The following is an 11,784-nucleotide window of genomic DNA, read 5'->3' as shown; positions in this document are numbered from 1 at the left end:
ATAACAGTTTCCGGAACAACTTCCGGAGCTACTATGAGTTATTCAGTATTTAAATTGCCTAATCTTACAACTCCAATAGCAGTTTTAACCACTCCTGTTTTAACCGGATTAAATTCTGGTACCTATGCAGTTATTGCTACCCAATCCTTAGGTTCGCAAACAGGTGTTCAACAAGTAACGGTTACTATTCAAAATTTAATAGTTCCACTCACCTATACGATAGAATCAGAAAATGAAAATTGTGGAAATGATGGAGAGATTACTGTAAATATAACAACTGGTGTAGCAGTTTCATATGAAATTTTATCCGGACCTATTGTTGTTCCTCCGCAATCCTCCAATGTTTTTACAAATCTTCCAGACGGACAATATCAAATTAGAGTTTATAATAATTGTGGTGATGCTGTGGTTCAGTCCTATACGCTCTTAGAAAATGATCATGATATTGTGATTGATAGCGTTACATTTCCTTCGGCGGTTTTGCCTTCGTGCACTACGATTAGTGTTAGTAATTTTTACGGTGGCATCAATGGAAGTTTTGTTTCCTATCCTTTACTAGTTCAACATACAGTATTTCCACCTGGTGGCGGCACACCTATTGTTTTTTCTCAAACCATTTCAAATGGCGGCTCAAATGGAGTAGTACTTGAAGAAATTCCTTTTTATCATGGCCAAACCTATTTGTACAACCTTCAAATTACCAATAGTTGTGGAAATGTTTTTGTGAGGAATAATAATGTAGTGAATCAATCTCTGAGTTTAAGTGTTCAAAATTTAGTTTTGACTTGTGCAGGAGTTAAACTAACTTTTACACCTTCTAATTATCTACCGCCTTATACTTTAAATTTTATTCAAGCTCCGGCAGGATTTAATGCTTTGCAAGCAAATACTTCGCATCCGGGCCCCTTTTTAGATAGTTCGGTAGAATATGGTTCTTCTTCCTATCCAGTTCCTGAAGGAATTTATACTATCCAAGTTACCGATGCTTGTGGAAGATCGGCTACTGTCAACACCGAAATTACTATTGAAACCGGACCACCAATTATACTTGTTCCAACAGGTTGTGTACTTGGAAGTATAATTATTCAGCCTACACCAATAGCACCTTCGCCGGCTATTGTAAGTGTAACTTTATTAAGTGCACCAGCTGCATATCCTACTACATTACCTCAAAATTTATCTTCGTTAATTGTTGGAGGTACTTTTGTAATGAATTCAAATATTTTTGAAGGAACCTATGTTTTTCAAGTGGTTGACAGTTGTGGAGAAACTTACACACTATCAGGTGCAGTTCAAACTTCTAATGAGTTTGAAATTACTGTTTCACAAAGGCCAGGTTGTGAGATAGGCTTCGGAGGGTTTCGAATTACGGCAGATAAACCTATAGTTTCCGTGAGCTTAATCAATGCACCTCCTACTTTTCAACAAACATTACCTTTAAATTTAACAACCAATGTGAATTCTAGCGGTTCTTTTGATTTTGGAAATGTACCGGCTGGAATTTATACATTTGAATTTGAGTATACATGTGGTTCGCAACTATATACTTCTTCAAAGTTGGTTACCATTATAGGTTATCAAGTAACCACCAATACTGTAAATGTATTTGAAAATTGTGGTTCTTTCAATTTACAAGTACAGCATACCAGTAATGGAGTTTTAGGACAATCTTTTTGGCTGCAAAAGCAAGATCCACTCACAGGCAGCTGGGGGCATCCATTGACAGGAGTGGTAATGCTTCCTGGTGTTCTGCCTAATCCTACAAACGCCTATTTGTTAGTTTTAAATTCAGTCAATTTAAATATTGCAGCTACTGGTCATTTTAGAGTCATCAAGCGATTTCAATCGTTTACTCAAATAGGTGGAATTGCTAATTGTTTACCTGTTTTAGATGAATTTGATTTCAATGACGGGCCTTCAATTATTGATGTGTACAGTTTTTTATGTGCCAATGGAAATTTGGATACAATAATCGTTGCGGAGGGTGTTCCGCCATTGACTTACAGAGTAACAGAGAAAAACGGTGTGCCATTTACAGTTAATAATGGGACTTCCAATATTTTTTTAAATCTTGAACCGGCAACCTATAATTTTCAAATTCAAGATGTATGTGGAAATATTGCCAATAGTTTGTATGAAATCAATGCTTTGCCTCCCTTGGAAATTGAAGTTTCTCAACTTTGTAATGGTCAAAATGGTACACTTTCATTGCCAAATTTCGCTTTTATTACTTATCAATGGTGGAAGGGAACAAATCCTGCAAATATTTTGAGCACAACCAATGAACTAGTTTTTTCTCCTTTTAATTCCACTACAAATTCAGGCCAGTATTTTGTGAGCATTACTTCTCAAAATGCAAATTCGTGTATCAATCAAACACTTTCAGTTACTATTGATGCGAGTTCAGGATTGCCTAATGCAGGACAAAATATAACAACTAGTGTTTGTGAAGACAATCCATCGGTTGATTTGTTTTCATTATTTACATCCTATGATGCGAACGGAACTTGGACAGATTTGTCAAACAGCGGAGCGTTGACAGGTTCAACAGTAGCTATTTCATTATTGCCTCCGGGAAGCTTTCAATACCAATATACTGTATCAGATTTATGTAATCAAGTGGCTCAATCTATTGTGACAATACAAGTCAATCCGCTTCCATCTTTGCCAGTCATTTCAGCGGTTTCACCTATTTGTGAGGGAGCAGAATTACAACTTTCTACTCCAACAATTGCAGGTGCTTCCTATTATTGGGAAGGACCGAATGGTTTTGAATCTAATTTACAAAATCCGATTATTAATGAAGTCGCAGCTATAAATGAAGGAGACTACTTTTTATATGTTTCCGTAAATGGATGCGATTCTCAGATTGCAGTTACTGCGATTGAAGTAGCTATAAAGCCAGATTTTTCCATACTAGGTGAAGTTTTAATTTGTAACAATCAAAGTTCCACATTAACAGTTAGTCCGGTCAATTTCAATGCGAGTGATGTTATTTTTAATTGGTATTTAAATGGTATTTTTTTACAATCGGATTCAGTTGGCGTTTTAGAAATTAACCAGCCGGGACTTTACTCAGCTTCGGTTAGTTTGGGCAATTGCGAAGAAATTCAAGAACTAGAAGTCATCGAAAAAGTAATTGATATTCCAATCCAAATAGAAGAAAAATGTATTGATAATCGCAAGACTCTTGCAGTTTCAAATGCAAATGATTTTGTGGGTTATACTTTTTCTTGGACTGGTCCCGGAAGTTTTACTGCTCAAGGTTCGTCAATTGATATTTCGGGAATGCCTGCCGGTAATTATATTGTTACAGCTACCGATCCTTCAGGTTGTTCGGCCAGTTTAGGCTTAGATGTTTTAAAAACCAATTGTTCTATTCCCAAAGGTATTTCACCTAATGGTGACGGGATGAATGATTCTTTAGATTTGTCAGATTTTGACGTGGTGAATCTGAAAATCTTCAACCGATACGGAATGAAAATGTATGAACGAAATAATTATATTGATGAGTGGCGAGGCCAGACAGATAACGGAAGCACGTTGCCTTCAGCAACCTACTATTATTTAATTTATTTTACCGACGGAAGTCATAAAACCGGATGGGTATATCTAACTAGAGAAAATTAATTTTATTCTTTATCGTGCTCTTTATTTTGAGATTTTCGAATCTTTTTAAACAAATTCGACGAATATACAAAGTCAATGATCGCTTCGTTATCGGTTTTAAAAATGTCTTTTTTTGTACCGGTCCAAGCTAAAACGCCTTCTTTGAGGAAAATAATATGCTGGCCAATTTCCATAACAGAGTTCATATCATGTGTATTGATAACGGTGGTAATATTATATTCTTCTGTAATTTCCCTAATTAAGTTATCGATAACAATGGCTGTTTTTGGGTCTAAACCGGAGTTAGGCTCGTCACAAAAAAGGTATTTGGGATTGTTTACAATAGCTCGTGCAATTGCGACACGTTTTTGCATACCACCGGATATTTCGGCAGGTTTTTTTGAATGAGCATTTGTCAAATTCACGCGGTTCAGAACAAAATCTACGCGTTCCTTTATTTCAGCTTTGGTTTTATTACTAAACATTGTCAGAGGAAAGCCTACATTTTGCTCAACCGTCATACTGTCAAATAGAGCTCCACCTTGAAAAACCATTCCTATTTCAGTTCGCAATTCCCTTTTATCGTTTTTACTTAAATCGGAGTATATCCTGCCATCAAAAGATATAGTGCCTTTATCAACTTCATAAATTCCGAGTAATGATTTCAATAAAACCGTTTTACCTGAACCACTTTGACCGATAATTAAATTGGTTTTTCCTGTTTCAAAGACAGCCGAAATACCTTTTAAAATTTGAGTATCGCCAAATGATTTTTCTATGTTTTTTATTTCAATCATTAGGTTAAAAGTAATTGTGTTAGGATATAGTTTGTTGCGATGATGGCAACCGAAGTCCAAACAAAAGAAGTCGTACTTGCTTTTCCAACTTCCAATGCACCACCTTGCATATAGTATCCTTGATAGGAGGGAATAGTTGCAATTATGAACGCAAAAAACATCGTTTTTATAAAAGCATAGGTAATATGAAAAGGGACTAAATTAGTTTGAATACCTTGAATAAAATCGTCACTACCGGTAAAACCTCCGTAAACTCCTGCGATATAACCACCAAAGATGCCTAGGAACATACTCAACCCAATAACGAAAGGATATAATAGTAGAGCAATAATTTTTGGGAAAACTAAATAATTTAAGGAATTGACACCCATTACTTCCAATGCGTCAATTTGTTCTGTAACTCGCATGGTGCCTATACTTGAAGTGATAAATGAACCCACTTTTCCTGCCATAATGATAGAAATAAAAGTAGGTGCAAACTCTAAAATCACCGATTGACGCGTGGCAAATCCAATTAAATCTTTGGGAATAAACGGATTGCTCAAGTTTAAAGCCGTTTGTATTGCAACAACACCTCCCACAAAAAAGGAAATGAATGCTACGATTCCGAGTGAGCCGATAATTAAATCGTCAATTTCCTTAAATATAAGTGTTTTCATTGCACTCCATTTGAGTGGTTTATTGAAAACCTCTTTAAGCATTAGGAAATACTTTCCTATGTGTGTAAGCAATTTTAGCATGAAACAAAAATAGAAAAAAGATTTGGTATTGCTGTTTTAATACCGTTAAAACCAAATCTGATTATTGATGCAAGTTATTTAAAGAATTGTAAGGCTAAAAGATCTTTTCTTTTATTTTTTTCCAACGGTACTTTCGAATAAATTTTGCTTGTTCGGGTGTCACCAATAGAGGTTTTTTGGCTGATTTTGCTTTAAAAAAACCATTGATGTAATCAATGAACAACAAAGGTTTACCTTTCATTAGCGCCAATTTTGCTGATGCAATACACGTGATAAAAAAACCATAACCCAGCGAATAAAAGGCTTCTCCTTGTTTGTATCGAGCAGCTTGATTATAACTGGCTCCGGTAGGTTTTAAATGCTTCACCTTTAATGCTTCATCGGTTACCACTTTCCAATTATAAAATTTACAAAGCAATTCATCAACTGTATCCCAACCCATCGCTGGTTTTAGTCCGCCGATTTGTTGAAAGCATTCTTTTCGATAGGCTTTAAAAGCTCCGCGAATATGGTCTTTGTCGGTGAGATTTTCTAAAACCCATTCCCCGTTTTTTTCAATGTAAGCAAATCCCCCCACCATGCCAATTTGTTCATCCGACTCAAAATGCTTGCTAATTGTTTCAAAATAATTTGCCGGAAAAATCAAATCAGCATCGGCTTTTACAATAAAATCGTAATTGTCATCTAATGCTTCTAATCCTTTTTGAAAGGCTTGTATGACTTTGCTGCCAGGCAAGTGAATCGCTTCAGAAGTTTTGTTAACCAAAGAAATAAACGAATGGTTGGAAGTAAATGATTTTACAATTTCTTCGGTTTTATCTGTAGAACCATCATTCACCACAACCACTTTGGAAGGCAAAATCGATTGAGCCACAATCGACTGTAAAGTGATTGCAATGAATTTTTCTTCGTTGTAGGTGGGTATGATGAGGTAATACTTCATTCGACTAATTACTTTTTCTCGGCATAAACTAAATAATACCGATTCGTAAAATACCTTAATATCGGTCGGAAGCCAATTTTGTTAGTGGGATGAGTAAATTTTACATGATCAATTATTTTCCAACCTGTTTTTTCCAATAACCAATCCAATTGCCAATCTTCAAATTCATGGTAATGTCGGTCCCATTGATCGGTTTTGCTTTGGTAAGCTGGCGAAAACCATAAACGTAGTGGAATTGAAATTAAAATTTTATCCGATTTGATGTTTTGTAAAACCGTAAACGGATTTAATAAGTGTTCAAAAATTTCAAAAGCAGTTACAACGGTATATTTTTCATTCACTAAAGTAGAAGGATCAAAGTCCAAATCTTCTCCTTTGGTGTTTATTACTTGATATCCATTTTGGTTCATGATTTTAGAAAACGGATTTTCGACGCCTAAATCAAGAATAGATTCCGATTTTGCAATGTGCTTTTCTAAAAATTCAAGTGTAATTTTAAATCGTTTATTGGGAAATGTTTTTTCGTACATGTTAAGCTTTTCGTGAGACAAATGTACTAATTTATTTGGTGTTGGCACATTTTAGCCCTGATAGTAGTGGAAAGCCCGGAGCTCAAAAATTGAGTTTTTTTGTGGAAGGCAAAGCGACCTTGGGAGCTATTGAATAACACGTAAAAAAACCACTTTTTGAGCGAGGACTTGCAACGGATAGCAGGATTGGCTTCTAATTATACCTGATAAACAATCGCATTGATATTCATACCTGCTCCAACAGAAGCAAACATAATTATATCGCCTTTGTGTAATTCTTGATTTTCAATTTCACCTTTCAAGATAGAATCGTATAAAGTTGGAATCGTCGCCACGCTGGAATTTCCTAATTTATGAATACTCATGGGCATAATACCTTCCGGAGGCGTTTGCTTGTAAAGTCGATAAAAGCGTTGAATGATCGCTTCATCCATTTTTTCATTGGCTTGGTGAATCAATATTTTTTTGACTTGGGAAATTTCGATTCCACTCGAATCTAAACACGCTTGCATGGCTTTTGGCACTTGACTTAAAGCAAATTCATAAATTTTGCGACCGTTCATTTTAATATAACGGATGTCGGGGTCATGTGTTTTGTTGAAGGAGTTGCCAAAAAACAAGTAATAGGCTTCATCGTAGGTATAGGTTGCCGTTTCATGTGCCAATATACCACCTTCTTCCGACGTTGCTTCAATAATAGTAGCTCCGGCTCCATCAGAATAAATCATACTGTCGCGATCATGCGGGTCAACCACGCGGGATAAGGTTTCTGCACCAATAACTAAGCATTTTTTTGCCATTCCAGCCTTGATATAAGCCTGGGCTTGAATAACGCCTTCTACCCAACCCGGACAACCGAAAAGCATGTCGTAAGCCACGCATTTCGGGTTTTTGATCCGCAAATTAAATTTTACTCGAGTGGCCAAGCTTGGCAGTAAATCGGTTTGAATGGTTCCTTTGTTTACATCACCAAAATTATGTGCAAAGATGATGTAATCTAAAGTTTCAGGATCAATTTTGGAATTTTCAATAGCTTTTTTGGCGGCAATTGTCGCAATGTCTGATGTTTTTAAGTCATCAGTAACATACCGTCGTTCTACTATTCCGGTTATGTCTTTAAATTTTTCTGCAATAATATCATTTGGTTGCGGAAAGGGAGTTCCGTCATCATTTAAAAACACGTGTTTTAGAAAATCAGTATTACTGACTATTTCTGTGGGAATATAACTCCCGGAACCTGTTATTTTTATATTCATAATGAGGGTCAATTATAGCACTAAATTATTAATTTAATTCGTCATAAATCAGGAATTAAACAACAAAGTGATTTTAATTGTGAAATAATCAAAAAATAAGCACAAAATTTATTGTAGTCTCAATTATTAGTTTTTTTTCTGTGCTATTTTAATCTGCATAACGGTAGCAATGCTTAAAGCTTGTGTTTTTATGCGTTCTGCTTTTTCACCTTTAAAATTTTCATCAACTGAATTATAAAAATGATTTAACCAAATGCTAAATAATTCCGGTGATAAATATTCTTTTTCATTCACTTCTACGTGAATTCGCGTCAGATTTTTTGTATAACCTCCAGTTCCCAAAATACCTTGCGACCAAAAAGTGACTAAAATAGGTAAATGCTCTTCCAATTTTATTTTTACTACATCCGTAAAAATATAACTGATGGCGTCATCTGAAAGTAACTTTTTGTAGAATTCATCTACCAGCAGAAATAAGTCTTCCTGCGTTTGGATATCCTTCATTTAAAGACATTGGTAAGTAGTTATTGATTAAAGTAAAAAAGTTTAGAGAAGTGATGAAACAACTTTAAACTTTTAAACTTTAAACTATTTTAAACATTTTTTACATGTAGGCCTCAATTGGAGCACAACTGCAAACTAAATTTCTGTCTCCATAAGCATCATCTACACGACGAACGCTTGGCCAGAATTTATTTTCAGAAATGTAATCCAATGCGAAAGCTGCTTGTTCTCTGGTGTATGGGAAAACCCATGCGTCAGAAGTTAGCATTGCTAATGTATGAGGAGCATTTTTCAAAACGTTATTATGATCATCCGCATTTGCTGAATCAATTTCTTTTTTGATTGAAATCATGGCATCGCAAAAACGATCTAACTCGGCCAAATCTTCTGATTCGGTTGGTTCTATCATCAAGGTACCTGCAACCGGGAAAGAAACCGTTGGAGCATGGAATCCATAGTCCATTAAACGTTTCGCGATATCTGTAACTTCAATGCCGTTTTGTTTAAATGAACGACAATCTAAAATCATTTCGTGAGCGGCTCTACCCATTTCACCTGAATATAAAACAGGATAATGTGCTTCTAAACGAGCTTTCATATAATTTGCATTTAATATGGCAAATTTTGTTGCATTGGTTAATCCTTCAGAGCCTAACATTGAAATGTAACCATATGAAATCAAGCACACCAATGCCGATCCATAAGGAGCTGCAGAAATAGCTGTTATTGCTTGACTTCCTCCGGTTGGAATAATTGGATTGGTTGGTAAAAACGATACTAATTTCTCGTTCACACAAATCGGTCCAACACCAGGTCCACCACCTCCATGGGGAATTGCAAATGTTTTATGTAAGTTTAAGTGACAAACATCAGCACCAATAGTTGCCGGATTGGTCAATCCTACTTGAGCATTCATGTTGGCTCCATCCATATAAACTAGACCGCCATTATCGTGGATAATTTTTGTGATTTCAGTGATAGCACTTTCAAAAACACCATGAGTGGATGGGTAAGTTACCATTAAAGCAGATAAATTATCTGCATGTTCAATCGCTTTTGCTCTTAAATCTTCTACATCGATGTTGCCGTTTTCCATTGTTTTGGTAACGATGATTTTCATTCCTGCCATTGCTGCAGAAGCAGGATTGGTTCCGTGAGCCGAAGCAGGAATCAAACATACATTTCTGTGGTTATCTCCTCTTGAAAGATGGTAGGCCCGAATAGCCATCAAACCGGCATATTCGCCTTGTGCACCTGAATTAGGTTGTAGCGTTGTTCCTTGAAAACCGGTAACAACATTTAACTGATGTTCCAGTTTTTTCAACATGATTTGATAGCCTTCGGCTTGTTCAACAGGAGCGAAAGGGTGGATACTGTTCCAGTTCGCCATGGACAACGGCAACATTTCAGCGGCAGCATTTAACTTCATCGTACAAGAACCAAGAGAAATCATCGAGTGATTTAATGATAAGTCTTTGCGTTCTAATTTCTTGATGTAACGCATTAACTGGGATTCCGAATGGTGATTGTTGAAAACATCGTGTTTCAAAAATGCGGACTTTCGAACCAAGTTTTCCGGAATCATTGAATCATTGGCTAATTGACTAATTGCCGCATTTTCTTTACCGGTTGCTTCAGCAAAAATGGCAATAATTTGGTTGATATCATTCAGCGACGTAGTTTCGTTTACTGAAATAGAAATGGTTCCTTTATCTACATAAAAGAAGTTTACTTCGTGTTTTTCGGCTATTGCTTTCACTTTTACTGCATCAGCTTTTACCAAAATTGTATCAAAGAAAGCAACATTCGTTTGATAAACACCCAATTTATTTAAAGCATCGGCCAAAGTAACAGCAGAAGCATGTACTTTTTCGGCGATGTATTTTAATCCTTTTGGTCCGTGAAAGACGGCATACATTCCTGCCATAACTGCTAATAATACTTGAGCAGTACAGATATTGGAAGTTGCTTTTTCACGCTTTATGTGTTGTTCGCGTGTTCCTAAAGCCATTCGTAACGCACGTTTTCCGTTTACATCTATAGAAACTCCTATGATTCTTCCCGGCATTGAGCGTTTGTATTCTTCTTTTGTAGCGAAAAATGCAGCGTGAGGTCCGCCATAACCCATCGGAATTCCGAAACGTTGCGTCGTTCCAACCACCACATCAGCACCCAATTCTCCTGGAGGAGTTAATTTTACCAATGATAAAATATCGGAAGCTACGGCTACTTTAATTTCGTTCGCTTTTGCTTTTGAAATAAATGAAGCATAGTCAAGAACTTGTCCATATTTTCCGGGGTATTGCAAAATTGCTCCGAAAAAGTCGGCAGAGAAATTAAAAGTTTCGTGGTTTCCAATCACTAGTTCAATACCAATTGGAGTGGAACGTGTTTGTAAAACGGAAATCGTTTGTGGCAAAACTTCTTCTGAAACAAAGAATTTGTGCGTGTTGTTTTTCTTTTGATCGCGAGTACGAACATCAAATAAAAGAGCCATTGCTTCAGCAGCAGCAGTTCCTTCGTCTAATAAAGAAGCGTTAGCAATCTCCATTCCTGATAATTCGATAACAGTGGTTTGATAGTTCAAAATAGCTTCCAAACGACCTTGAGCAATTTCTGCTTGATAAGGAGTATAGGCAGTATACCAACCTGGGTTTTCAAAAATATTTCTCTGGATCACAGCAGGAACAATTGTGGGATGATATCCCAAACCGATGTATGATTTGAATACTTTATTTTTTTTACCTAACTCTTGAATATGATTTAGATATTCAAACTCAGTCATGGCAGGATCTAAGTCTAATTCTTTTTTTAGAAGGATATTGTCTGGTACGGTTTCATAAATTAACTGGTCTAAACTTTCAACGCCAATGGTTTTAAACATGTGTTGTAAGTCGTTTTGACGTGGACCAATGTGGCGTAATGCAAAAGCGTCTGTTTTCATGTATTTTTTATGGTAAAATGTGTGTTGTTAGCGAATCTAAACTATCGAATTTACATTCAGTGTGAACTAGTTCAATTTTAAGGCACAAAAGTAATTATTACTATTGTAATTCTTCGTTAAACAACGGCTAATATTTTTAGAATTTTTCAACCAAAAAGGGGTTTTATTAACATATGTGCTACTTTTGCTTAGTGGGAAATTTGAAAGCACTTTTTGATTTTTATATTCATTCGTCCATTCACGTGGCTTTGGCCATTTATGCATTGGTTCGAGTCACGGAATTGTCCTTACAATTACCTACCAATGATACGATTGCAACTACTGTTTTTTTTGGTACTATTGTCGGTTATAATTTCCTGAAGTATTTTGAAGCATTTCAAAAAGGAACCTTCGATTTAAAAGAAAACAGATGGCTTGTGGGACTTACTTTCTTTTCAATCATTGCCACCATTTTTTATTTT

At 36.0% G+C, this 11,784-nt stretch carries 8 protein-coding genes and 1 pseudogene; 2 read left to right on the top strand and 7 right to left on the bottom strand.

The annotated features are described in order from the left end of the window. A partial coding sequence (locus ACIQ2S_RS07170; protein ID WP_396174422.1) for a gliding motility-associated C-terminal domain-containing protein occupies window positions 1-3,630 on the top strand: 3,630 nt, incomplete at its 5' end. Window positions 3,631-3,632: 2 nt separating this feature from the next. Here the strand turns inward: ACIQ2S_RS07170 and ACIQ2S_RS07165 are convergent. The 7 genes from ACIQ2S_RS07165 to gcvP form a co-directional block, all read right to left on the bottom strand. Continuing rightward, complete coding sequence (locus ACIQ2S_RS07165; RefSeq protein WP_396174420.1) at window positions 3,633-4,406, bottom strand: ABC transporter ATP-binding protein; 774 nt, start codon at window positions 4,404-4,406, stop codon at window positions 3,633-3,635. Next, entirely contained in the window at window positions 4,406-5,146 is a 741-nt protein-coding gene (locus ACIQ2S_RS07160) for an MlaE family ABC transporter permease (protein ID WP_396174418.1), read from the bottom strand. Before ACIQ2S_RS07160 ends, ACIQ2S_RS07165 begins: the two co-directional genes overlap by 1 nt. Before the next feature lie 94 nt (window positions 5,147-5,240). Continuing rightward, entirely contained in the window at window positions 5,241-6,089 is an 849-nt protein-coding gene (locus tag ACIQ2S_RS07155; protein WP_396174415.1) for a glycosyltransferase, read from the bottom strand. Window positions 6,090-6,097: 8 nt separating this feature from the next. Further along, window positions 6,098-6,619 carry a methyltransferase gene (locus tag ACIQ2S_RS07150; RefSeq protein WP_396174413.1) on the bottom strand — a complete coding sequence of 174 codons (522 nt, stop codon included), beginning with the start codon at window positions 6,617-6,619 and terminating at the stop codon, window positions 6,098-6,100. 197 nt (window positions 6,620-6,816) lie between these two features. Continuing rightward, window positions 6,817-7,875: a 3-oxoacyl-ACP synthase III family protein gene (locus ACIQ2S_RS07145; protein WP_396174410.1), complete on the bottom strand. Its 1,059-nt coding sequence runs from the start codon at window positions 7,873-7,875 to the stop codon at window positions 6,817-6,819. A 126-nt stretch (window positions 7,876-8,001) separates the two neighbouring features. Continuing rightward, a complete protein-coding gene (locus tag ACIQ2S_RS07140; RefSeq protein WP_396174408.1) occupies window positions 8,002-8,379 on the bottom strand; it encodes a group III truncated hemoglobin in 378 nt (125 codons plus the stop codon). A 100-nt stretch (window positions 8,380-8,479) separates the two neighbouring features. Next, window positions 8,480-11,323, bottom strand: coding sequence for an aminomethyl-transferring glycine dehydrogenase (gcvP, locus tag ACIQ2S_RS07135; protein ID WP_396174405.1), 2,844 nt, complete (start codon window positions 11,321-11,323; stop codon window positions 8,480-8,482). A gap of 173 nt (window positions 11,324-11,496) precedes the next feature. Between gcvP and ACIQ2S_RS07130 the strand changes: the two are divergent. After that, window positions 11,497-11,784 (top strand): annotated as a pseudogene (locus ACIQ2S_RS07130) (hypothetical protein); the annotation flags it as partial.

The sequence above is a fragment of the Flavobacterium sp. genome, assembly GCF_044371705.1.
Classification (GTDB): Bacteria; Bacteroidota; Bacteroidia; order Flavobacteriales; family Flavobacteriaceae; genus Flavobacterium.
Note: the sequence above shows the minus strand (reverse complement) of the source record. Positions and strands in the feature narration are given on the sequence as shown.